We start from the raw sequence: 24,551 nt of genomic DNA, 5'->3' as shown, positions 1-24,551 counted from the left end.
CTGTCATGGAAAACCTGAGTATGGATCTGCTGTACATGGCTGCCGCTGTGATGATGGGCCTGGCGGCAATCGGTGCTGCAATCGGTATCGGCATTCTGGGTGGTAAGTTCTTGGAAGGTGCTGCCCGCCAGCCTGACCTGATCCCTCTGCTGCGTACACAGTTCTTTATCGTTATGGGTCTGGTGGATGCTATCCCGATGATCGCGGTAGGTCTGGGTCTGTACGTGATGTTTGCGGTGGCCTAAACAGGCGTAAGCTTGTCAGGTTAAAGACATCGACTCATTTAACTCATGAAAGAGGCATTGTGCTGTGAATCTTAACGCAACAATCCTCGGCCAGGCCATTGCGTTCGTCCTGTTTGTCTGGTTCTGCATGAAGTACGTATGGCCGCCGATTATGGCTGCCATCGAAAATCGTCAGAAAGAAATCGCTGACGGTCTCGCTTCTGCTGAACGTGCCAAAAAAGATCTGAACTTAGCGCAGGCCAATGCGACCGACCAACTGAAAAAAGCCAAAGCGGAAGCTCAGGTGATCATCGAGCAGGCAAACAAACAGCGAGCTCAGATTCTGGACGAAGCTAAAGCGGAAGCGGAAGCGGAACGCAACAAAATCGTGGCGCAGGCGCAGGCTGAAATTGAAGCCGAACGCAAACGTGCCCGTGAAGAGTTGCGTAAGCAGGTTGCCATTCTGGCGATTGCCGGTGCCGAGAAAATTATTGAACGTTCCGTGGATGAAGCTGCCAACAGCGACATCGTTGATAAACTGGTCGCTGAACTGTAAGGAGGGAGGGGCTGATGTCTGAATTTGTCACGGTAGCTCGCCCCTACGCCAAAGCAGCTTTTGACTTTGCCGTTGAAAACCAGGCACTTGATCGCTGGCAACAGATGCTGGCGTTCGCTGCCGAGGTTGCGCGTAATGAACATATTGCCGGAATGCTGGCCGGGGCTATCGCTCCCCAGACCATGGCGCAGACGTTCATTACCGTGTGTGGTGATCAACTGGATGAAGCGGGCCAGAACCTGATCCGGGTGATGGCTGAAAACGGACGTTTGCCGGTACTGCCTGAAGTACTGGAACAGTTTGTTCAATTGCGTGCGGAGCTGGAATCGACCGTGGATGTCGAGGTGATTTCCGCCGCCACGTTGAGCGAGCAGCAGTTATCCGGGATAACTGTTGCAATGGAACAACGTCTGTCACGTAAAGTGAAGCTGAATTGCAAAATTGATAAGTCTGTTATGGCCGGCGTGGTGATTCGCGCGGGCGATATGGTGATAGACGGCAGTATTCGTGGTCGTCTGGAACGTCTGGCAGACGTCTTGCAGTCTTAAGGGGACTGGAGCATGCAACTGAATTCCACCGAAATCAGTGAACTGATCAAGCAGCGGATTGCTCAGTTCAATGTTGTGAGTGAAGCTCACAACGAAGGTACGATTGTTTCCGTCAGTGACGGGATCATTCGCGTACACGGTCTGGCTGATGTGATGCAGGGTGAGATGATTTCCCTGCCGGGCAACCGTTACGCGATTGCACTGAACCTGGAGCGAGACTCCGTTGGTGCGGTAGTCATGGGTCCGTACGCGGATCTGGCCGAAGGCATGAAAGTAAAATGCACTGGCCGTATTCTGGAAGTGCCGGTTGGCCGTGGCCTGTTGGGCCGCGTGGTGAACACGCTGGGTGCGCCGATTGACGGTAAAGGCCCGCTGGAACACGATGGTTTCTCTGCGGTAGAAACCATTGCGCCTGGCGTTATCGACCGTCAGTCCGTTGATCAGCCGGTTCAGACCGGTTACAAGTCTGTGGACGCCATGATTCCCATCGGTCGTGGTCAGCGTGAGCTTATCATCGGCGACCGTCAGACCGGTAAAACTGCGCTGGCGATTGATGCCATCATCAATCAACGCGATTCCGGCATCAAATGTATTTATGTCGCTATCGGCCAGAAAGCGTCCACCATTGCTAACGTGGTGCGCAAACTGGAAGAGCACGGTGCGTTGGCCAACACTATCGTGGTGGTGGCAACAGCGTCCGAGTCTGCTGCACTGCAATATCTGGCTCCGTATGCCGGTTGTGCGATGGGCGAATACTTCCGTGACCGCGGCGAAGATGCGCTGATTATTTATGATGACCTGTCCAAACAGGCTGTCGCTTATCGTCAGATTTCCCTGCTGCTGCGCCGTCCGCCGGGTCGTGAAGCGTATCCGGGCGACGTATTCTACCTGCACTCCCGTTTGCTGGAGCGTGCTGCGCGTGTTAACGCAGAGTACGTGGAAGCCTTCACTAAAGGTGAAGTGAAAGGACAAACCGGTTCTTTGACTGCTCTGCCGATCATCGAAACGCAGGCTGGCGACGTATCCGCGTTCGTTCCGACCAACGTTATCTCGATTACCGATGGTCAGATCTTCCTGGAATCCAACCTGTTCAACTCTGGTATTCGTCCGGCGGTTAACCCAGGGATTTCCGTATCTCGTGTGGGTGGTGCTGCACAGACCAAGATCATGAAGAAACTGTCCGGTGGTATTCGTACCGCGCTGGCACAGTACCGCGAGCTGGCAGCGTTCTCCCAGTTTGCTTCTGATCTGGACGATGCAACCCGTAAACAGCTGAGCCATGGTCAGAAAGTGACCGAGTTGCTGAAACAGAAACAGTATGCGCCGATGTCTGTTGCGCAGCAGTCTCTGGTGCTGTTCGCGGCAGAACGCGGTTATCTGGAAGACGTTGAACTGGCGAAAGTCGGCAGCTTCGAAGCCGCACTGCTGGCTTACGCCAGCCGTGAGCACGGCGAGCTTCTGCAGCAGATCGACCAGACTGGTGCTTATAACGATGAGATCGAGGGTAAATTCAAAGGCATCCTCGATACCTTTAAGGCAACCCAGTCCTGGTAACGCCCCGTGGCCTGCCTTAACGGCAGGCTGCTAGGCATTGAGGAGAAGCTAAGATGGCCGGCGCAAAAGAGATACGTAGTAAGATCGGAAGCGTCCAGAACACGCAGAAGATCACCAAAGCGATGGAAATGGTCGCCGCTTCCAAAATGCGTAAATCGCAGGATCGTATGGCGGCCAGCCGTCCTTATGCGGAAACCATACGCAAAGTGATTGGTCACCTTGCGTTAGGGAATCTGGAATATAAGCACCCGTACCTGGAAGAGCGTGACGTTAAGCGCGTCGGGTATCTGGTGGTGTCTACTGATCGTGGCCTGTGCGGTGGTTTGAACATCAACCTGTTCAAGAAGCTGCTGGGCGATATGAAAGCCTGGAATGAAAAAGGCGCCGAGATTGATCTGGCGATGATTGGTTCCAAAGGCGTTTCTTTCTTTGGTTCAGTAGGCGCAAACATTGTTGCTCAGGTTACCGGTATGGGGGATAACCCCTCGTTGTCCGAACTGATCGGGCCGGTGAAAGTTATGCTGCAGGCCTACGACGAAGGTCGTTTGGACAAACTGTACGTGGTGAGCAACAAGTTCATCAATACCATGTCTCAGGTTCCACAAGTTGTTCAGCTGCTGCCATTGCCACCGGCAGAAGAAGGCGAGCTGACGAAGAAATCCTGGGATTACCTGTATGAACCCGATCCTAAGTCGCTACTGGATACCCTGTTGCGCCGCTATGTGGAGTCTCAGGTTTATCAGGGCGTCGTAGAAAACCTGGCCAGTGAACAGGCCGCGCGAATGGTAGCGATGAAGGCCGCAACAGATAACGGCGGCAACCTGATCAAAGAGCTGCAGTTGGTTTACAACAAGGCTCGTCAGGCAAGCATCACTCAGGAACTCACCGAAATCGTATCGGGAGCCTCCGCGGTTTAAATCAGGTTTTACGAATTACGTATTGTCGAATTACGTAGAGGATTCAAGATGGCTACTGGAAAGATTATCCAGGTAATCGGCGCCGTGGTGGACGTCGAGTTCCCTCAGGATGCCGTACCGAATGTGTACGATGCGCTTGAGGTAGAGAACGGGGCTGAAAAACTGGTGCTGGAAGTGCAGCAGCAGTTAGGCGGCGGCTTGGTTCGTTGTATTGCAATGGGTTCTTCCGACGGCCTGCGCCGTGGTTTGAAAGTCACCAACCTGGCGCACCCGATCGAAGTACCGGTTGGTAAAGCGACGCTGGGTCGTATCATGAACGTACTGGGTGAACCGGTCGACATGAAAGGGCCGATTGGCGAAGAAGAGCGCTGGGCGATTCACCGTGCGGCTCCGACGTACGAAGAACTGTCCAACTCCCAGGAACTGCTGGAAACCGGCATCAAGGTTATCGACCTGATTTGTCCGTTCGCCAAAGGCGGTAAAGTGGGTCTGTTCGGTGGTGCGGGTGTAGGTAAAACCGTAAACATGATGGAGCTTATTCGTAACATTGCGATCGAGCACTCCGGTTACTCCGTGTTTGCAGGCGTGGGCGAACGTACCCGTGAAGGTAACGACTTCTACCACGAAATGACCGACTCCAACGTTATCGACAAAGTATCGTTGGTGTATGGCCAGATGAACGAGCCGCCGGGTAGCCGTCTGCGTGTGGCGCTGACCGGCCTGACCATGGCGGAAAAATTCCGTGATGAAGGTCGTGACGTTCTGCTGTTCGTGGATAACATCTACCGTTATACCCTGGCGGGGACCGAAGTATCCGCGCTGCTGGGTCGTATGCCATCCGCAGTAGGCTACCAGCCGACGCTGGCAGAAGAAATGGGCGTGTTGCAGGAGCGTATTACCTCCACCAAGACCGGTTCAATCACCTCTATCCAGGCCGTTTACGTGCCTGCGGATGACTTGACTGACCCGTCACCGGCAACCACCTTTGCGCACCTGGACTCAACAGTAACATTGAGCCGCCAGATAGCCTCTCTGGGTATCTACCCGGCTGTTGACCCGCTGGATTCCACCAGCCGTCAGCTGGATCCACTGATCGTGGGTCAGGAGCACTACGATGTGGCGCGTGGCGTGCAGTCTATTCTGCAGCGTTATCAGGAACTGAAGGATATCATCGCGATTCTGGGTATGGACGAGCTGTCTGAAGAAGACAAGCTGGTTGTATCCCGTGCACGTAAGATCCAGCGCTTCCTGTCTCAGCCGTTCTTCGTAGCTGAAGTATTTACCGGTTCTCCGGGTAAATACGTGCCGCTGAAAGACACCATCCGTGGCTTCAAAGGCATTATGGAAGGCGAATACGACCACCTGCCGGAACAGGCGTTCTACATGGTTGGTTCCATTGACGAAGTAGTGGAAAAAGCCAAGAAACTGTAACGCCTTGATAGGAGGGTGATATGGCTGCTATGACTTACCATCTGGATGTCGTTAGTGCGGAACAGGCAATGTTTTCCGGTCTGGTGCAGAAAATCCAGGTGACCGGTAGCGAAGGCGAACTGGGAATCTATCCTGGCCACGCCCCCCTGCTCACGGCCATTAAGCCTGGTATGGTGCGCATTGTTAAACAGCACGGCGAAGAAGAGTATATCTACCTGTCCGGTGGTATCCTTGAGGTACAGCCGAACATGGTGACCGTGCTGTCCGATACCGCCATTCGTGGGCAGGATCTTGATGAAGCGCGTGCGATGGAAGCGAAGCGCAAGGCGGAAGAGCATATTCGCAATTCACACGGTGATGTGGATTATGCTCAGGCGTCTGCCGATTTGGCGAAAGCCATCGCCAAACTGCGCGTCATTGAGCTGACCAAAAAAGCGATGTAACAGATGCAGATGTAACCATCATGCAGATGTAAAAAAGCCAGCTGATTTAGCTGGCTTTTTTTATGCCTGACAATGTATCAGACCGGTGTTTGTAGGCACCGGTTTATTTCTTCTTCAAAAAATCACCCAGTTGCAGATTGCCTTTTTCATCTCGGCTGAATACCGCCGGTATCGCGACGGATTTATAATTCGCCGTCGTGATCTCTTTTCCTTCGCTGTTGAGCGAATGGTTATTTTTGATGAAATAGTTGCTGGCATCTACCCTGCCGACGACGGCGTCATCATATTTGCCAGGGCGGGTGCGCAGTGAGATGTTATTTTTGAAAACACCTTTTTTTTCAGCCCCATAGTAAGGACTTGGCCGGAAGATAAAGTTAAAGCGAACGTTATCCAGCGCGATATTGTTGGTGACCTGCAGTGCGCCGGGGTTGAAGTTGTCGGTGAACCCGTCCATATGGTTGTCGATAGCAATGCTATTTTTCACCTGGTGCGCGACAGGTTGGCCTTCACCACCCAGCTTGAAGCCATTGCTGGTGTTGTTGAGCGAAATGGAGTTCTCGATCACCACAACCCCGTTAGGGCCGTCTTCAATTTTGTTGAACAGGTCGAAGCCGTCATCAACGTTGTCGTGGGAGAACGCGCCGCGAATCACGTTACCTTCGCCAACCCGCATTTTCACCGCAAAACCATCTGCATCTTTTTTGCTGGGGTCCTGATTGCTGTGTGATTCCGAGTTCAAAATCAGGTTATAGCTGGCCCACAACGGGCGGCCCACGTTATCGCTGGACGAAACCTGAATACCGGTATTATCGCAGTGGTGTGCCAGTATGCGCTCAATCTGGTTGTGGCTGCCTTCAATGCGGAAGCTTTTTCCTGTTATTTCAATCCCTTTGACTTTCCAGTAGCTGGCGTTGAGTTGCAATCCATGGAAGACCGCCTTTTTGCCGACTGGGGTCAGCGTTTTCATGCCTCTGGCATTGCCGCTGGCGCTGACGGGAATAACCGTGGTGCTGTAATCGCCATCCATCAGCCACAAGGTGCCACCGGCTGGTAGCGCATTGAGGGCGGTTTTAATATCCAGCGGTGCGTTTTTGCTGCCATCGTTGCTGGCTTTACCTTCCGGGGATACATACAGGTTTTTGACGTCGGCCAGCGTAATTTTTTCTACGCTGAACGAGGTTGTTTTCGCTGTAGTGTCTTCACCTTCGACTGGAGTGTAGACCAGTTTGAAATCTGATGTAGACCGTGTGAGTCTGGTAGTAAGGGAAAAATAATCTCCGGCGCGAAGCTGTTGCGGTTTACCAAGAGATTTGCCGTCCTGGAACACTTCAATCGTGCCGTTGTAATTGACCCGCGCTTGTACCGGGTAACTATCACTGGTGGAAAGCGAAGACGATGCTACCTGTAGCAGTGGTACATTCGTTTCCGCTTTGAACGGTGCAGACTGTTTCGTGTTGGCTGGGCTGGTGATCAAACTGGCGTTACGGATGGTTATCCTGGCATTACGGGAAGCGAAGAATCCCACATAGTAGTGGTTTTTATCTTGTTGGGTAACGAGATCCGCCCCTTTGACAGTTTTGCTGACCCACTGGTCGCTGCCCTTGGGCGCATAAGAAGTGATGAAACCATCGTTGGTGCGCTCCAGTTTCAGGCGAAATGTTGGCGTCTGTTCCAGATTGATATTTTCCTGATAGCTGGCGCGGGTGATTTCCGCGTTGGTGTTACCCCAGGGTTGTGTTACACCTTCGCGGCTGATGAGCTGCATCTTCACGTCGGTTTTAGATTTTTTATCCTGCGTCATGATAGCGTTCATCACCATGTTTGACGCTGCCGGAAACTCTTCGTACCCTTCTTTCAACGGTTCCTGGCGCGGTACGCCAAGAATATCGCGTACCAGCAGGCCCGCACCTTCCTGGGCATTGGGTCTGGCGTCGCTTTCCGGGCCGAACTGTTCGACTGTCACATCGGATTGCAGAGTGAAATTCACATCAGCAGGCAATTGGGTGTAGAAGAAGGTCAACCCATCATGGGTATTAGCGATTTTTCCTCCCCGGCTTTCGAGGGTAATCGGTGCGGAAAGGTCGGCTTTATCATCCACTGTCAGTTTCTTGTTGTTGATAGTGACGTTGTTGACCCCCACTTTTTCCGCTAACACGTTGGTTGCGAAATTCACATCGGTAGATTGACCAAACGCGATGCTACGCCAGACTGGTGCTGTGTCCTGAGTAGCGGCAAACGCAGTGTTGAAACCCAGAAGTAAAAACGAATTAAGGGCGACAGAGAACAACCCTGAAGCAGCGTATTTCATGCTTTCCCCATCATTATTGGTTTTTGAATGCCACATTATGGCAAAAAATGAAACACCGTTTCTTTTGTTGGGTTCACAAACTGAGCGGTAAAAATCAAGCTGATGAAGTATTGATTTTTTGTTATATAAATCATTTTTTTATTGAAAAATGGATTGTGTTTTTTGCCGGTTTTGTCTGTGCTCATCGCCTGGAAAAACTGGCAGCGAGTGTGTTTCGTATTACCTAAATTCTGTCGGGTTGGGTAAACTCTGATTAATACGTTTTTACAGGCTTGAATCGGTTCTGAGACGTATTTTTCGCTGAAAAATATGTAGTAATCCGGCGCGATAACAGGTTTACTTTCGTCCGTCCATTTTTCAATGGGACACCATTCAGTTTTTAGTCAGGATGCCTATGTCAAACAGTGCAATGAGTGTGGTTATCCTCGCCGCCGGCAAGGGAACCCGCATGTATTCCGATCTTCCCAAAGTGCTTCACCCTCTGGCGGGTAAACCTATTGTTCAGCATGTGATTGATGCCGCGATGGATGTTGGTGCCCGGCGTATTCATCTGGTTTATGGACACGGCGCAGCTCTGATTAGGGAAACGCTGACGGAAACGTCGCTAAATTGGGTATTGCAAGCCGAGCAACTGGGAACCGGTCATGCGGTGCAACAAGCAGCTGATGGCTTTGACGATAACGAAGATATCCTGATTCTGTACGGCGATGTGCCGTTAATCTCACCTGAAACGTTGCAGCGTCTGGTTGCAGCTAAACCTCAGGGTGGGATTAGTCTGCTGACTGTCAATCTGGCCGACCCGACGGGTTATGGTCGCATTGTGCGCGAGAACGGTGAGGTGGTGGGGATAGTGGAACATAAAGACGCCACTGAGCAGCAGCGCGCCATTACGGAAATCAACACCGGCATTCTGGTGGCGGGTGGCTGTGATTTGAAGCGCTGGTTAAGCCAGCTCAATAATCACAATGCACAGGGCGAATATTATCTTACCGATATCATCGCCATGGCGTCACAGGAAGGTCACCGTGTGGTGGCGGCGCAGCCGTCGCGTTTGAGTGAAGTGGAAGGCATCAATAACCGTCTGCAACTGGCGACGCTGGAGCGGACTTACCAGCGCGAGCAGGCCGAACAATTGCTGCTGGCGGGGGTCATGCTGCTGGACCCAGCCCGTTTTGATCTGCGTGGCAAACTGGTACACGGGCGTGATGTGACTATCGATGCCAATGTCATTCTGGAAGGTCGGGTGACGTTGGGTAATCGGGTGAAAATCGGCGCGGGTTGTGTAATCAAAAATAGTGAGATCGGCGATGACTGTGAACTCAGCCCTTACACCGTGGTGGAAAATGCGGTGTTGCAAGCGCGTTGCACCGTTGGGCCGTTTGCCCGACTACGCCCCGGCGCGGTGCTGGAAGAAGAGGCGCATGTCGGCAATTTCGTTGAATTGAAAAAAGCGCGTCTCGGTAAAGGTTCGAAGGCTGGTCATCTGACTTACCTCGGTGATGCGGAAATCGGCTCTGATGTGAACATCGGTGCAGGTGTGATTACCTGTAACTACGATGGCGCCAACAAGCACCAGACGGTGATCGGTAACGATGTGTTTGTCGGTTCGGATAGCCAGTTGATAGCGCCGGTTAAGGTAGCTGATGGCGCCACTATTGGTGCTGGCACCACGGTAACCCGCGATGTGGGTGAAAACGAGCTGGTTATCAGCCGTGTTAAGCAAACCCATATCAGTGGCTGGAAGCGCCCAGTGAAGAAAAAATAATAGTCTTACTCCCTCGGATTCGGTTTTTAGCGCAGTTGCATGAAGGCGTACCGATTCGAGGGGGGAATGCGTCTTGAAATAAGACGGTTTCGGCCTGTGTTCTACTGGTGAATGCAGGCCAAAACATAATAATCCCCCACTCTCTACAAGGCTCGGGGAACCCGGAATAAACCGGAACAATCAGGTCTAAAGGCATCGTGGTGACACAATATGTCACGTTTACAGGAATAAAACCGATGTGTGGAATTGTAGGCGCTGTTGCGCAACGAGATATTGCTGAGATCCTGCTGGAAGGGCTACGTCGCCTTGAGTACCGTGGTTATGACTCCGCCGGTCTGGCGGTGGTGAATAGCGAAGGGATGGTGTCCCGTCTGCGTCGTCTGGGTAAAGTGCAGGTTCTGGCTCAGGCGGCGGAAGAAAAACCGCTGGTAGGCGGAACCGGTATTGCTCATACCCGCTGGGCGACCCACGGTGAACCGTCCGAGCAGAACGCTCACCCGCATGTGTCCGGTGACATTATCGTGGTACATAACGGTATCATTGAAAACCATGAGCCGCTGCGTGAGCTGATGGTATCCCGTGGCTATCGTTTTGTTTCCGAAACAGATACCGAAGTGGTGGCACATCTGGTGCATTGGGAACAGCAGCAGAACGGTGGTTCGTTGCTGGAGATTGTGCAGCGTGTGATCCCACAATTGCGTGGTGCTTACGGCATGGTGTTGTTGGATAGCCGTGACCCCAACGTGCTGGTTGCTGCGCGTTCCGGCAGCCCACTGGTGATAGGCCGCGGTGTGGGTGAAAACTTTATTGCTTCCGACCAGTTGGCGCTGCTGCCGGTAACTCGTCGTTTCATCTTCCTGGAAGAAGGTGATATCGCTGAAGTCACGCGTCGCACCGTGCGCATCGTCAACCGTCAGGGGCAGGACGTACAGCGCGAAGAAATTGAGTCAAAAGTACAGTACGATGCCGGCGACAAGGGCGCATACCGTCACTACATGCAAAAAGAGATCTACGAGCAGCCGATGGCTATCAAAAACACCCTGGAAGGGCGTTTCAGTCACGGCGAGATCAACCTGTCCGAATTAGGCCCGCAAGCTGATGCGCTGCTGGCGCAAGTCCAGCATATTCAGATTATCGCCTGCGGTACGTCTTACAACTCCGGCATGGTGTCGCGTTACTGGTTTGAGTCGCTGGCGGGGATTCCGTGCGATGTGGAAATCGCCTCAGAATTCCGCTATCGCAAACCAGCAGTACGCCCCAACAGCCTGATGATTACCCTGTCTCAGTCCGGTGAAACCGCCGATACGCTGGCGGCATTGCGTTTGTCGAAAGAACTGGGGTATCTGGGGTCGCTGGCGATTTGTAACGTAGCGGGTTCGTCGCTGGTGCGCGAATCGGATCTGGCGCTGATGACCCGCGCCGGCACCGAAATCGGTGTGGCGTCCACCAAGGCGTTTACCACGCAATTGACGGTGTTGCTGATGTTGGTGGCGCGCATCGGTCGCCTGCGCGGTATGGAAGCCCGTATCGAACAGGATATCGTACATGGTTTGCAGGCATTGCCGGCGCGTATCGAACAGATGCTGTCGCAAGACAAGCTGATCGAATCACTGGCGGAAGGTTTCTCCGATAAGCATCATGCGTTGTTCCTGGGTCGCGGCGACCAGTATCCGATTGCGATGGAAGGGGCGCTCAAGCTTAAGGAAATCTCTTACATCCATGCGGAAGCTTATGCGGCGGGTGAACTGAAACACGGGCCGCTGGCGCTGATCGACGCCGATATGCCGGTGGTGGTAGTCGCTCCCAACAACGACCTGCTGGAAAAACTGAAATCCAACATCGAAGAAGTGCGTGCTCGCGGTGGTGAACTCTACGTATTTGCCGACGAACAAGCTGGTTTCACTTCCGATAGCGACATGATGAAAATCGTCCAGTTGCCGCACGTGGAAGAGGTGATTGCACCCATTTTCTACACCGTACCGTTGCAACTGCTGTCTTATCATGTGGCGTTGATCAAAGGCACTGACGTAGACCAGCCGCGTAACCTGGCGAAGTCGGTGACGGTGGAGTAAGTTTTTTTCCTCATATCAGACTCCTTTCTCCGCACCCGGTTTTATGACGATATCGCTCATTTTTCAGGGTGCGGAAACGACAGAAGGTGGGATGTGATCAGCTCACCTTTTTTTTCACTTCTGAAAGCCGATTTTTGAATCATTAATCCGTTCGTTTTCTGTTAAAACTTGGCGGAAATGGCTGTCTCGCCTGATTAGCCATTTCACTGGGTGACCGCAATATATAAGGCACCGACGTAGGTACTTATGAGTTGGGGTTAAATTGGGACGACCTGAAAATACCTCGTTGTTATAAAGGAATTTGCATGGAACTGATTTTTCTCGGCACCAGCGCGGGCGTGCCCACTAAAGAGCGTAACTCCACCAGTATCGCGCTCGACTTGCACGGTATTCGCCCGGCGTTCTGGTTGTTTGATTGTGGTGAAGGCACCCAGCACCAGATTTTGCGCACCTCGATCAAACCCGGCAAGCTGGAGAAAATTTTTATCACCCATCTGCACGGCGATCATTTGTTCGGGTTGCCCGGTTTACTGTGTTCTCGCTCAATGGCGGGTATTGAAACACCGCTGACGCTCTATGGCCCGACGGGACTCAACGCTTTCGTCGAAGCCACGCTTACGCTGAGCGGCTCCTGGCTCACTTATCCACTGGAGGTGGTGGAAATCGTTCCCGGTACAGTGTTTGAAGACCATCAGTTACGGGTGACGGCGCATGAGCTGTCTCATACGCTGTATTGCCTGGGATACCGGATTGAGGAACGCCCCAGGCCGGGTCCACTGGATGTGGAAAAACTGGCGGCGGAGGGCGTCAAACCCGGTGCCTATTTTCAGCAGTTGAAACGCGGTGAAACGGTAACCCTTGATGACGGGCGGGTACTGAACGGCTGGGATTACGTTGGCCCTGACCTGCCAGGCAAATCGCTGGCTATTTTCGGTGATACCCGTCCGACGCCGGAAGCGCTTAAGCTGGCCGCTGGCGTCGATGTTATGGTGCACGAAGCCACAGTGGAAGGGGCGATGGCGGAGCGCGCCGATGAGCGCGGACACTCCACCACCTTGCAAACTGCCGCTACCGCGCGGGATGCCGGCGCCAAACGGCTAATTATCACCCATTTCAGCGCCCGCTACGGCCAGACAGACCTGGAACGGTTGCGTCAGGAGTGTATGACACTATTTCCGGCAACCGAAGTCGCCACCGATTTTGCCACTTTTCGGGTATAGCGCCGCGTCCCGGTTATAGCATTGTGTCCGGTTATAACATCACGTCGTTCTGGCTAAGCCGGGTGCTTACTCCGGCACCACCCATTCAAGGCGTGTGTGGCCGGTGCCGGCAGGCACCAGCGCCTGATGCAGCCACGGCAGCACGCTTTTCATCTGGGATTCCAGTTTCCACGGCGGGTTGATGACAATCATGCCGGAGGCGGTCATACCGTGGCGATCACTATCCGGCAGCACCGCTAGTTCGATTTGCAGGATACGGCGGATACCGGTGTCTTCCAGGTCTTTGAGCAGACGCTTGATATGTTGACGCAGCACTACTGGATACCACAGCGCGTATACACCGGTGGCAAAGCGGCGATAACCTTCCTGAATACCTTTCACTACCTCCTGATAATCGGTTTTCAACTCATAAGGCGGGTCGATCAGAATCAGTCCGCGACGCGAGAGCGGTGGCAACTGGGCTTTCAGTTGCTGGTAGCCGTCTTCACGTACCACCCGCGCCCGGTCATCACGCAAAAATTCCTGGCGCAGCAGCGGAAAATCAGTCGGGTGTAGCTCGGTGAGATGAATTTTGTCCTGATCGCGCAGCAACTGACGGGCAATCAGCGGCGAGCCGGGGTAATAGCGCAGTTTGTCGCCGGAATTATAGGAACGAACCACTTGCATGTACGGCTCCAGTTCCGCCGGAATATCATCCCGCTGCCAGATGCGGCCAATGCCGTCGAGGTATTCGCCGGTGCGCTCGGCGTGTTCACTCTGCAACTGATAGCGGCCTGCGCCGGAATGCGTATCCAGATACAGGAACGGTTTGTCTTTCTCTTTCAGCGCAGTAATGATCAGGCTCTGGACAGTGTGTTTCAGCACGTCGGCATGATTGCCGGCATGAAAACTGTGGCGATAACTCAGCATAAGGTATGGATTTCCGGTCAATGAGGGCGCGTTTGCCGCTAATCGTCATAGTATAAACGGTTAGCGTTGCAAAATAAGCCGTGATCCATCATCGGATGTCAGAATCACCATCGATCATCTCTTTTTCCAGTCTGCCTTGGCCTGTTGTGCCCCCTGCCATTGATTTTCCCCTCATTACCCCTCATGTTAAGTCATCATCAATAGATTTCAGGACTGTGCCATGACCAATCCATTGCTTTCCTCCTTTACCCTGCCGCCGTTCTCCCAGATCCAGATTGAACACATCCTGCCAGCCGTGCAGGCCGCACTGAACGAGTGTCGTCAGACGGTTGAACGCGTAGTGGCGCAGCCGGGTCCGTTCACCTGGGATAACCTGTGTCAGCCGCTGGCGGAAAGTGATGACAGACTGGGGCGCATTTTCTCCCCGGTCAGCCACCTGAATTCAGTCAAAAACAGTCCGGAACTGCGCAGCGCTTACGAGCAATGTCTGCCTCTGCTCTCCGAATACGGTACCTGGGTGGGTCAACATGCCGGATTGTACCGTGCCTACCGCGAACTGCGTGACGGCGAACATTACGCCAGCCTGAGTATTGAGCAGAAAAAAGCGGTGGATAACGCTCTGCGTGATTTCGAACTGTCCGGGATTGCGCTGCCACCGGAACAGCAAAAACGCTATGGCGACATCGCTTCCCGCTTGTCCGAACTGGGTTCGCAGTTCAGCAACAACGTGCTGGATGCCACCATGGGCTGGAGCAAACTGATTACCGACGTCAACGAACTGGAAGGTTTGCCGGAAAGCGCGTTGGCGGCGGCCAACGCGCTGGCACAAGCTAAAGAGCAGCAGGGCTGGCTGCTGACGCTGGATATCCCAAGCTACCTGCCGGTAATGACATACTGCGCTAATCAGGCGTTGCGTGAAGAGATGTACCGCGCCTACGTGACCCGTGCCTCTGAGCAAGGTCCGAATGCCGGTAAATGGGACAACAGCGAGGTGATGGCAGAAACGCTGGCGCTGCGTCATGAACTGGCGCAACTGCTGGGCTTCGCCAGCTTTGCCGATAAATCGTTGGCCACCAAAATGGCAGAAAACCCACAGCAGGTGCTGGATTTCCTGACCGATCTGGCTAAACGCGCCCGCCCACAAGGGGAACAGGAACTGGCGCAACTGCGCGCTTTCGCCAAAGCACAGTTTGGCGTTGATGAGCTGAACCCGTGGGACATCAGCTATTATGCCGAGCAGCAAAAACAGCATCTGTATTCCATCAGCGACGAACAGCTACGCCCGTACTTCCCTGAACCGCGCGTACTGGAAGGGTTGTTCGACGTCGTTAAGCGCATTTACGGCATCATCGCCAAAGAGCGTCAGGGCGTTGACGTCTGGCATCCGGAAGTACGTTTCTTTGACCTGTTTGCCGAAGACGGTGAATTGCTGGGGAGCTTCTACCTCGATCTGTACGCCCGCGAACATAAACGCGGCGGTGCCTGGATGGATGATTGCGTAGGCCGTCTGCGTAAAGCCAACGGCGAGCTGCAAAAGCCGGTGGCGTACCTGACCTGTAACTTCAACCGCCCGGTCAACGGCAAACCCGCGCTGTTTACCCACGATGAAGTTACCACGCTGTTCCACGAATTCGGCCACGGGTTGCACCATATGCTGACCCGTATCGACACCGCCGGGGTCTCCGGCATCAACGGCGTGCCGTGGGATGCCGTCGAACTGCCGAGTCAGTTTATGGAAAACTGGTGCTGGGAGCCGGATGCGCTGGCGTTTATCTCCGGTCATTACGAGACGGGCGAACCGTTGCCGCAGGACATGCTGGACAAAATGCTGGCGGCGAAAAACTATCAGGCAGCGCTGTTTATCCTGCGTCAGCTGGAGTTCGGCCTGTTCGATTTCCGTCTGCACGCTGGCTATAACCCAGCTACCGGCGCACGCGTACTGGAAACGCTGGCTGAGGTGAAAGCGCAGGTTTCCGTGGTGAAAAGCCCGGAATGGAACCGTTTCCCGCACTCTTTCAGCCATGTTTTCGCTGGTGGGTACGCCGCCGGTTACTACAGCTACCTGTGGGCCGATGTACTGGCGGCGGATGCCTTCTCACGCTTTGAGGAGGAGGGTATTTTCAACCGTGATACCGGACAGTCTTTTCTGGAAAACATCTTGTCTCGCGGCGGTTCCGAAGCGCCGATGGAACTGTTCAAACGTTTCCGTGGCCGTGAACCGCAACTGGACGCGATGCTGAAACACTACGGCATTCAGGGATGAAGATTGCGTTACTGACTGAAGCCGGTGCCGATTCCGAGGCGCTGGCGATACTGGCGCGGCGTTGGGGGCTGGAAAACGACGCCGATGCTACGTTGGCGTTGGTGCTCACCCCTGAGCGGCTGGAATTGCGCAAATGCGATGAACCAAAGCTTGGCGCCATCTTTGTTGATTTCGTCTCCGGCGCGATGGCGCATCGTCGCCGCTTTGGTGGCGGACGCGGTGAAGCGGTCGCCAAAGCGGTCGGCATCAAAAAGGACTACCTGCCCGATGTGGTGGACGCGACCGCTGGCCTTGGCCGAGATGCCTTTGTGCTGGCAGCGCTCGGTTGCCGGGTGCGGATGGTGGAGCGCCACCCGGTGGTGGCGGCATTGCTTGATGATGGCTTGCAACGCGGTTATCAGGACCCGGAGATCGGCAACTGGCTGCGCGAGCGCCTGACGCTGGTGCACGCCTCCAGCATTGATGCGTTGTCCGCCATTACGCCGCCGCCGGACGTGGTCTATCTTGACCCGATGTTTCCCCACCGCCAGAAAAGCGCGCTGGTGAAAAAGGAGATGCGGGTGTTTCAGTCGCTGGTAGGGGCTGATGATGACGCCGATGCGTTGCTGGAACCGGCGCGTCGTCTGGCGAAAAAGCGAGTGATAGTTAAACGCCCGGATTATGCGCCGCCGCTGGCGGGTGTACCGGCCCAGTCGGCGCTGGAAACCAAAAGCCACCGGTTCGATTTTTATCTGCCTGTCACGCAGTAATTCTGTGTTCTGACTGCGTGCATCAGCACAAGCAGTCAGATACCTTTTTCCGCTATCTTTCATCAACCGCACTGCGTGATTAACATCGTGTCCGCAAAAGATAGACGACTAACGGCTATGGCGATATGTTAACCTTATTGCTCAACCTATCCTTGTGCGCCAGCGCAGCCAATATATTAGAATAACGATGAAAATAAATAAGTTACCACTACTGGCACAAGTCTCCGCCGCTCACTGGGTGAGCCATTTTCATATGATGGTGCTACCGGCGCTGATGCCGCTCATCTTTGCGCAGCGTGGCATCAGTTATGTGGAAATTGGTTTTGCACTCGGTGTATTCAACGTTGTCTCCGCGCTGGTGCAGACGCCGATTGGCTTTGCCGTTGACCGTATCGGCCCACGTCGCACGCTCGTTGCCGGGTTGACGCTGGGTAGCCTGTGCTTTTTGTCGCTTGGTGTCTTTACCAGCTACAGTTGGATGCTCATCGCCATGGCGCTGGCCGGGCTGGCTAACGCGGTATATCACCCCTCGGATTACGCCCTGTTGTCACGCGGCATTGCCGAAAACCGGATGGGGCGCGCCTTCTCGGTACACACATTTTCCGGTTTTCTCGGCACTGCTGTTGCGCCAGCCATTCTGCTGACCGTTGCCGCCCTCACCCGTATCGAGTTCGCGCTGGTCTTATCCGGCCTGCTCGGACTGCTGATCGTACCAATGTTGCTCGGCGAACAAGAGGCATTGCCTGCCGCCAACGCGCACGACAAGAAGACCTCTGCGCCAAAGGTCGCGGTATTTACCCTGCCCATCTTGTCGCTGCTGGTACTGTTTATGCTGCTCAACCTGAGCACCAACTCGATTCAAAACTTCTCGGTGACCGCGCTGGTGAATGGTTACGGAATGCCGCTGACCGAGGCCAACCTGGCGCTGACGGCGTTTTTGTTTACCAGCGCATTCGGTGTGTTGGCGGGTGGTTCACTGGCGGATAAAACCCGGCATCACGGGCTGGTCGCCACTGGTTCGCTGGTGGTCACGGCGGTGCTGGTCGCCATCGTCGCTGTGTGTCCCTGCCGTCGCTGGTGACCACGCTGATTCTGGGTGTGGCGGGCTTTCTCTCCGGCATGATCGCACCATCGCGGGATATGCTGGTACGTAATGCTTCGCCGGCGGGCGCCGAAGGCCGTGTCTTCGGCGTGGTCACCACCGGCTTTAATATCGGCGGTGCCGGTGGCCCGGTGGTCTTCGGCTGGTTTTTGGACCAAGGTCATCCGTCCGCCATTTTCTGGTCAGCCGTTATCTTTATGGTGATTACCGCCGTGATGGCGCTGGCGCAGGAACTGTACAGCACCCGACAGCAGATACCGGCAGCATAGAAAAGCTGGGGTAAAAAAGCAGAAACCCGCGTCAGACGCGGGTTTCTGTGAGCATAGCAGTGGAAAAGCGGCGATCAAATATCAATATTCGCCGCTTTCAGTGCGTTTTCTTCGATAAAGGCACGGCGCGGTTCAACGGCGTCACCCATCAGGGTAGTGAACAGCTCGTCGGCAGCAATAGCGTCTTTTACCGTCACGCGCAGCATACGGCGGCTTTCCGGGTCCATGGTGGTTTCCCACAACTGTTCCGGGTTCATTTCACCCAGACCTTTATAGCGCTGAACGGCTAAACCGCGGCGTGACTCTTTCACCAGCCAGTCCAGTGCCTGCTCGAAGCTGGCGACCGGCTGTTTACGTTCGCCACGCTCTACATAAGCGCCGTCTTCGATCAGATCGCGCAGTTTTTCGCCCAGCTGATTGATTTTACGGTACTCATTGCCCTGCACAAATGCCAGATCCAGCGCGTAATCCGAATCCACCCCGTGGGTACGCACGCGTAACACCGGCTCATGGCGTTCGTTGGCATGACGCAAAATGAAGCTGTACGTACTGCCGTGCTGCTCTTTTTCATTGAGGAACTGAATCAGCGTTTCCATCCACGACTGAGCCAGTGCCTGATCGCTTAACACAGCGTCTGTCAGCGACGGTTGATAAACCAACGCATTGAGCAGTGCACGTGGGTAACGGCGCTCCATGCGGTCAATTAGCTTCTGCACGCTGTAGTGCCCGGCCACCAGTTTTTCCAGCGGCTCGCCCGCCATCGCTGGCGCGTGGGCATTGGTATGCAGTGCGGCGCCGTCCAGCGCCAGCATAATCTGGTACTGGTCCATCGCTTCGTCGTCTTTGATGTACTGTTCCTGCTTGCCTTTTTTGACCTTGTACAGCGGCGGTTGGGCGATAAATACATGACCGCGCTCGATGATTTCCGGCATCTGGCGATAGAAGAAGGTCAGCAGCAGAGTACGAATGTGGGAACCGTCAACGTCCGCATCGGTCATGATGATGATGTTGTGGTAACGCAGTTTGTCCGGGTTGTACTCGTCACGACCAATACCGCAGCCGAGTGCGGTGATAAGCGTCGCCACTTCCTGCGAAGACAGCATCTTGTCGAAACGCGCTTTTTCCACGTTCAGAATCTTACCTTTCAACGGCAGAATGGCCTGATTCTTACGGTTGCGGCCCTGCTTGGCGGAACCGCCTGCGGAGTCACCCTCCACCAGGTACAGTTCAGACAACGCCGGGTCACGCTCCTGACAGTCCGCCAGTTTGCCCGGCAGACCAGCCAGATCCAACGCGCCTTTACGGCGAGTCATCTCACGGGCTTTACGTGCGGCCTCACGGGCGCGGGCCGCGTCGATTATCTTGCCGACTACGATTTTGGCGTCGCTGGGGTTTTCCATCAGGTAGTCCACCAGACGGTCGTTCATCAGCGATTCCACCGCTGATTTCACCTCTGAAGAGACCAGCTTATCTTTGGTCTGGGAAGAGAATTTCGGGTCCGGTACCTTCACCGACACGACCGCAATCAGCCCTTCACGCGCGTCATCGCCGGTGGCGCTGACTTTAGCTTTCTTGCTGTAGCCTTCCTTGTCCATGTAGTTATTCAGCGTACGAGTCATGGCGGCGCGGAAACCCGCCAGGTGAGTACCGCCGTCACGCTGCGGAATGTTGTTGGTAAAGCAGTAAATATTTTCCTGGAAACCGTCGTTCCATTGCATCGCAATTTCCACGCCAATGCCGTCTTTTTCAGCGCTGAAATAGAACACTTGCGGGTGAATCGGCGTCTTGTTGCGATTCAGGTACTCCACAAACGCCTTAATGCCGCCTTCGTAGTGAAAATGGTCGGCTTTGTTGGCTTCGCGCTCATCGCGCAGGCGGATAGATACGCCGGAGTTGAGGAACGACAATTCGCGCAGGCGCTTGGCCAGAATGTCGTATTCAAACTCGACCACGTTGGTGAAGGTTTCCAGGCTCGGCCAGAAACGCACCGTGGTACCGGTGGTGTCAGCATCACCGGTTACGCTCAGCGGTGCCTGCGGTTCGCCATGCTTGTATTCCTGATGATGAATTTTACCTTCACGGCGGATAACCAGTTCCAGCTTCTCTGACAGGGCATTCACCACCGATACCCCCACCCCGTGCAAACCGCCGGATACTTTATAGGAGTTGTCGTCGAACTTACCGCCCGCGTGCAGCACGGTCATGATGACTTCAGCGGCGGACACGCCCTCTTCTTCGTGGATGCCAGTTGGAATACCACGACCATCATCCTGCACTGATACCGAGTTATCAGCATGAATAGTAACGATAATATCTTTACAATAGCCTGCGAGCGCTTCGTCGATAGCGTTGTCCACCACCTCGAATACCATGTGATGCAGACCGGTTCCGTCATCCGTATCACCGATATACATCCCTGGGCGTTTACGGACCGCATCCAGCCCTTTTAATACCTTGATACTTGAGGAGTCATAAGAATTCGACATCAACGTTTCTCGCTCATTTAGTCCTGTGATTGAACGGTTATTTTACCTTGTTCTACGCGGAACATCTTGCCATTTTCGCCCACCATGTCGCTAATCTGCTCAGCAGTAATAGCGCTGACGAACACCTGCGCCTGCGTTGCTTTCAACCGCTCGGCCAGCAGGCGGCGACGGGCGCTGTCCAGCTCCGAGGCGAAGTCGTCGATCAGATACAGGCACTTCAGCCCGTTTTGCCGGGTCAGGAACTCGCCCTGCGCCAGCCGGAGCGCGCACATCAGTAGCTTGAGTTGGCCGCGGGACAGCATGTCCTCCACCGCCACACCGCCGGCGCGGATACGAAAATCGGCCTTGTGCGGCCCCAGCGCGGTGTAGCCTAACTGCCTGTCGCGCTCGAAATGGCGCTCCAGCAGTTCAGCGTAATCACTCTCTTTATCCCAGCCACGCTGGAAGGAAAAACTTAAGGAAAATTCAGGCAGAAACTGGGCGCAGGTGGACGCGATATCCGCAGCGATAGCGGCGCTGTACTCAGCGCGCCATTGGCTGATGCCCTCGGCTAACGGCACCAGTTCCCGATCCCAGGCACGCAGTTGCCCATAGTGGCTAACCTGGCGCAATGCGGCGTTACGCTGACGCAACAGCCTTTTCAGATTACTCCAGGCGCTGAAAAAGCCGGGTTCGTTGTGAAAACAGCCCCAGTCCAGAAAAGCGCGGCGGTATTTAGGGCCGCCGTTAAGCAGGGTGAAGCCTTCCGGGGTGATAAGTTGAATTGGCAACAGCTGCGCCAGCTCCGCCACTTTGTGGCCGTCGCTGCCGTCGATACGCACCGTGCTGTCGCCGTCGCGGTTTTTGCTCAGCCCGACAGCGCGCTCACGCTCCAGCCCTTCGATGCGGCCATGCAGAATGAATTCGGCCTGTTCGTGGCGAATCACCCTTGCGGCCTGAATGCTGCGAAATGCCCGACCATGCCCCAGCGTGTAGATGGCTTCCAGCACACTGGTCTTGCCGCTGCCGTTGGCGCCCACCAGAAAATTAAAGCCGGGAATCAGTGCCAGATCAGCCGATTCGATATTGCGGAAATCGCGGATAAGAAGACGGGTCAGCGCCATATCACAACCATTTTGCCAGATTTGTTGCCCATACCAGACCGTGTCGCGCCCTTACCGATAACAGAATCAATACAACACCGATAACAACACGCCGCACCCAATGGCGCGGCGTGTTCAACGAGCAGGCACATGCGTTGATTACAGACGCATTGGCATAACCACGTAGGCCGCTGCCTGGCTGGCTGCATCTTCAATCTGAACGCTGGATACCGAATCCGTCAGCAACAGACGTACGTCTTCACATTTCAGCGCGTTAAGCACATCCAGCACATAGCTGACATTAAAACCAATTTCCATCTCCGTGCCGCCGTACTGCACATCCAGAATCTCTTCTGCTTCTTCCTGCTCCGGGTTGTTGGCGGTGATCCGTAACTGGTTCTGGTTGAGGTACAAGCGTACGCCACGGAATTTTTCGTTCGACAGGATCGCCGCACGGGAAAACGCCTGACGCAGCAGATCGCAACTCGCCTCCAGCGTCTTGTCCGGGTTTTTCGGCAGTACGCGGCGATAATCTGGAAAGCGGCCATCTACCAGTTTGGAGGTAAAGATAAAGTCGCCGACATGGGCGCGAATATTGTTGCTGCCGATCTGCAATTGCAGCGGCGTATCGCCGCCATCCAGCAGGCGCACCAGTTCCATCACCCCTTTACGCGGTACGATCACCGAATGCGACGGCAGAGACTGACCAACCGGCATGGCGCACACCGCCAGACGGTGACCGTCAGTCGCGACAGTGCGCAACTCCTCGCCGCCGGTTTCGAACAGCATACCGTTGAGGTAGTAACGCACATCCTGATGCGCCATCGAAAACTGGGTCGCTTCGATCAGGCGTTTCAGCGTTACCTGCGGCAGAGTGAATTCCACCTCGCTCTGCCAGTCGTCCAGATTGGGGAAGTCCGCTGCCGGCAGTGTGGATAGCGAGAAACGGCTACGCCCGGAGCGCACCAGCATCCGATCGCCTTCCAGCGTGACGGAAATCTCCGCCCCGTCCGGTAGACCACGGCAAATATCGAACAGCTTGCGGGCTGGAACGGTAGTCGCGCCCGGCTCATGGGGCTGCGTTAGCGCCAGATGCGCCACCATCTCCATTTCCAGATCGGTACCGGTCAAGGATAACCGTCCTTCACTGACCTGCAACAACAGGTTGCCCAGAATCGGCAACGTTGGTCGCCCACCCAGTGGGCTGCTGACCTGTTGCAATGGTTTTAACAGATGCTCACGCTCAACGATAAATTTCATGATGTTATGACGATAATGTTCGGATTAAATTGGAAAAATCTTCTTTGATGTCGTGACTTTCTTCGCGCAACTGCTCTATTTTGCGGCAGGCGTGCAGCACCGTAGTATGGTCACGGCCACCGAACGCGTCGCCGATCTCCGGCAAGCTATGGTTGGTCAGCTCCTTGGCCAGCGCCATCGCCATCTGACGCGGACGGGCCACCGAACGTGAACGCCGTTTGGACAACAGGTCGGCCACTTTAATCTTATAGTACTCCGCCACCGTCTTCTGAATATTGTCGATGGTGACCAGCTTTTCCTGCAATGCCAGCAAATCGCGCAGTGCTTCGCGTACAAAATCGATGGTAATCGACCGGCCTGTGAAGTTGGCGTTGGCGATCACGCGGTTCAGCGCGCCTTCCAGCTCACGCACGTTGGAACGCAGGCGCTTGGCAATAAAAAACGCCACTTCACCGGGCAGACGGATATCGTTTTCATCCGCTTTTTTCATCAGGATCGCCACGCGAGTTTCCAGCTCCGGCGGTTCGATTGCCACAGTCAACCCCCAGCCGAAGCGGGATTTGAGACGATCTTCCACCCCATTGATCTCTTTGGGGTAACGATCCGACGTCAGAATGATCTGTTGATTGCCTTCCAGTAACGCATTAAATGTGTGGAAAAACTCTTCCTGCGAGCGCTCTTTATTGGCAAAAAACTGAATGTCATCAATCAGCAGCGCGTCCACAGAGCGGTAGTAGCGTTTGAATTCTTCGATAGCGTTGTTTTGCAACGCCTTAACCATATCCTGCACAAAACGCTCGGAATGCATATACACCACCTTGGCGTTCGGCTTACGAGCCATGATGCCATTGCCTACTGCATGTAGCAGGTGGGTTTTACCCAAACCGGTACCGCCGTACAGAAACAAGGGGTTATACGCGCCACCGGGGTTATCCGCCACCTGGCGCGCCGCCGCACGGGCCAACTGGTTGGACTTACCTTCCACGAAGTTGTCGAAGGTGTGCTTGGGGTTCACGTTGGAACGATAGGTGTGTTCGGCAGGTAGCGCCGAGGTTTCCCAGCTTGGGCGCACTGGCGATGCGGCGCGCGCCTGAGGCGCAGGTATGGTGGCGTTGTGGTTGCCGGTTGGAGCTGCAACGGGCGTTACCGGTTTGCTACCGACTTCAAAACGTAGCAACGGCGCATCCATGCCGCAGAAATCATTTAACAATCCATTGATATTATTGATGTATTTGTCACGTACCCAATCCAGTACAAAACGATTCGGGGCGTAAAGCGCCAGAGTGTTGTCACTCAGTTCCGCCTGTAACGGGCGTATCCACATACTGAATTCTGTGGCAGGTAACTCATCCTGCAAACGGGCAAGACACTGCTGCCAAAGCGAAAGTGACAC

At 54.5% G+C, this 24,551-nt stretch carries 19 protein-coding genes and 1 pseudogene; 14 read left to right on the top strand and 6 right to left on the bottom strand.

Going from position 1 to position 24,551, the window contains the following annotated elements; all coding sequences use genetic code 11:
* Positions 1-5 precede the first annotated feature (5 nt).
* From atpE to Dpoa569_RS00070, 7 genes are all read left to right on the top strand, one after another.
* Positions 6-245, top strand: coding sequence for a F0F1 ATP synthase subunit C (gene atpE / locus Dpoa569_RS00100; RefSeq protein WP_004093904.1), 240 nt, complete (start codon positions 6-8; stop codon positions 243-245).
* A gap of 64 nt (positions 246-309) precedes the next feature.
* On the top strand, positions 310-780 hold the full coding sequence (gene atpF / locus Dpoa569_RS00095; protein ID WP_042873696.1) for a F0F1 ATP synthase subunit B: 471 nt from the start codon (positions 310-312) through the stop codon (positions 778-780).
* A gap of 14 nt (positions 781-794) precedes the next feature.
* Complete coding sequence (gene atpH, locus Dpoa569_RS00090) at positions 795-1,328, top strand: F0F1 ATP synthase subunit delta (RefSeq protein ID WP_042873695.1); 534 nt, start codon at positions 795-797, stop codon at positions 1,326-1,328.
* Positions 1,329-1,340: 12 nt separating this feature from the next.
* Positions 1,341-2,882 carry a F0F1 ATP synthase subunit alpha gene (atpA, locus tag Dpoa569_RS00085; RefSeq protein WP_016941653.1) on the top strand — a complete coding sequence of 514 codons (1,542 nt, stop codon included), beginning with the start codon at positions 1,341-1,343 and terminating at the stop codon, positions 2,880-2,882.
* A 53-nt stretch (positions 2,883-2,935) separates the two neighbouring features.
* A complete protein-coding gene (gene atpG / locus Dpoa569_RS00080; RefSeq protein ID WP_012886751.1) occupies positions 2,936-3,799 on the top strand; it encodes a F0F1 ATP synthase subunit gamma in 864 nt (287 codons plus the stop codon).
* A gap of 48 nt (positions 3,800-3,847) precedes the next feature.
* On the top strand, positions 3,848-5,230 hold the full coding sequence (atpD, locus tag Dpoa569_RS00075; protein WP_042873694.1) for a F0F1 ATP synthase subunit beta: 1,383 nt from the start codon (positions 3,848-3,850) through the stop codon (positions 5,228-5,230).
* A 29-nt stretch (positions 5,231-5,259) separates the two neighbouring features.
* Positions 5,260-5,673 carry a F0F1 ATP synthase subunit epsilon gene (locus Dpoa569_RS00070; RefSeq protein WP_164837122.1) on the top strand — a complete coding sequence of 138 codons (414 nt, stop codon included), beginning with the start codon at positions 5,260-5,262 and terminating at the stop codon, positions 5,671-5,673.
* Between the two features lie 103 nt (positions 5,674-5,776).
* On the opposite strand, the gene pelX is transcribed toward Dpoa569_RS00070, so the two are convergent.
* Positions 5,777-7,981 (bottom strand): pectate disaccharide-lyase PelX, encoded by a 2,205-nt coding sequence (gene pelX / locus Dpoa569_RS00065; RefSeq protein WP_042874136.1) that lies wholly within the window; start codon positions 7,979-7,981, stop codon positions 5,777-5,779.
* A 47-nt stretch (positions 7,982-8,028) separates the two neighbouring features.
* Here pelX and Dpoa569_RS00060 point away from each other — a divergent pair, with 47 nt between their 5' ends.
* The 4 genes from Dpoa569_RS00060 (at position 8,029) to rnz (ending at position 13,038) form a co-directional block, all read left to right on the top strand.
* Positions 8,029-8,208, top strand: a complete 180-nt coding sequence (locus Dpoa569_RS00060) for a hypothetical protein (RefSeq protein ID WP_042873692.1) — start codon at positions 8,029-8,031, stop codon at positions 8,206-8,208.
* A gap of 167 nt (positions 8,209-8,375) precedes the next feature.
* Positions 8,376-9,746 (top strand): bifunctional UDP-N-acetylglucosamine diphosphorylase/glucosamine-1-phosphate N-acetyltransferase GlmU, encoded by a 1,371-nt coding sequence (gene glmU, locus Dpoa569_RS00055; RefSeq protein WP_042873691.1) that lies wholly within the window; start codon positions 8,376-8,378, stop codon positions 9,744-9,746.
* A gap of 236 nt (positions 9,747-9,982) precedes the next feature.
* A complete protein-coding gene (gene glmS / locus Dpoa569_RS00050) occupies positions 9,983-11,818 on the top strand; it encodes a glutamine--fructose-6-phosphate transaminase (isomerizing) (RefSeq protein ID WP_042873690.1) in 1,836 nt (611 codons plus the stop codon).
* Positions 11,819-12,123: 305 nt separating this feature from the next.
* Positions 12,124-13,038 carry a ribonuclease Z gene (gene rnz / locus Dpoa569_RS00045; protein WP_042873689.1) on the top strand — a complete coding sequence of 305 codons (915 nt, stop codon included), beginning with the start codon at positions 12,124-12,126 and terminating at the stop codon, positions 13,036-13,038.
* A gap of 66 nt (positions 13,039-13,104) precedes the next feature.
* Here the strand turns inward: rnz and Dpoa569_RS00040 are convergent, their stop codons facing one another.
* On the bottom strand, positions 13,105-13,947 hold the full coding sequence (locus tag Dpoa569_RS00040; RefSeq protein ID WP_042873687.1) for a 23S rRNA (adenine(2030)-N(6))-methyltransferase RlmJ: 843 nt from the start codon (positions 13,945-13,947) through the stop codon (positions 13,105-13,107).
* A 220-nt stretch (positions 13,948-14,167) separates the two neighbouring features.
* On the opposite strand from Dpoa569_RS00040, the gene prlC reads away from it, so the two are divergent.
* The 3 genes and pseudogenes from prlC (at position 14,168) to Dpoa569_RS00025 (ending at position 18,330) form a co-directional block, all read left to right on the top strand.
* Positions 14,168-16,210: an oligopeptidase A gene (gene prlC, locus Dpoa569_RS00035; RefSeq protein WP_042873686.1), complete on the top strand. Its 2,043-nt coding sequence runs from the start codon at positions 14,168-14,170 to the stop codon at positions 16,208-16,210.
* Positions 16,207-16,959: a 16S rRNA (guanine(1516)-N(2))-methyltransferase RsmJ gene (gene rsmJ / locus Dpoa569_RS00030; RefSeq protein ID WP_042873685.1), complete on the top strand. Its 753-nt coding sequence runs from the start codon at positions 16,207-16,209 to the stop codon at positions 16,957-16,959. The genes prlC and rsmJ overlap by 4 nt, the downstream gene beginning before the upstream one ends.
* Positions 16,960-17,146: 187 nt before the next feature.
* Positions 17,147-18,330, top strand: a pseudogene (locus tag Dpoa569_RS00025) (MFS transporter).
* A 74-nt stretch (positions 18,331-18,404) separates the two neighbouring features.
* Here Dpoa569_RS00025 and gyrB read toward each other — a convergent pair.
* From gyrB to dnaA, 4 genes are all read right to left on the bottom strand, one after another.
* Complete coding sequence (gene gyrB / locus Dpoa569_RS00020; protein WP_042873683.1) at positions 18,405-20,816, bottom strand: DNA topoisomerase (ATP-hydrolyzing) subunit B; 2,412 nt, start codon at positions 20,814-20,816, stop codon at positions 18,405-18,407.
* A gap of 17 nt (positions 20,817-20,833) precedes the next feature.
* Entirely contained in the window at positions 20,834-21,919 is a 1,086-nt protein-coding gene (gene recF, locus Dpoa569_RS00015) for a DNA replication/repair protein RecF (protein WP_042873681.1), read from the bottom strand.
* A 138-nt stretch (positions 21,920-22,057) separates the two neighbouring features.
* Entirely contained in the window at positions 22,058-23,158 is a 1,101-nt protein-coding gene (dnaN, locus tag Dpoa569_RS00010) for a DNA polymerase III subunit beta (protein ID WP_042873679.1), read from the bottom strand.
* Between the two features lie 4 nt (positions 23,159-23,162).
* The gene (dnaA, locus tag Dpoa569_RS00005; protein ID WP_155683823.1) at positions 23,163-24,551 is read right to left on the bottom strand and encodes a chromosomal replication initiator protein DnaA; all 1,389 of its coding nucleotides are present in this window, start codon (positions 24,549-24,551) and stop codon (positions 23,163-23,165) included.

The sequence above is a fragment of the Dickeya poaceiphila genome, from assembly GCF_007858975.2.
GTDB lineage: Bacteria > Pseudomonadota > Gammaproteobacteria > Enterobacterales > Enterobacteriaceae > Dickeya > Dickeya poaceiphila.
The sequence above is the reverse complement of the archived record's forward strand: the minus strand, read 5'-3'. Positions and strand labels throughout refer to the sequence as shown.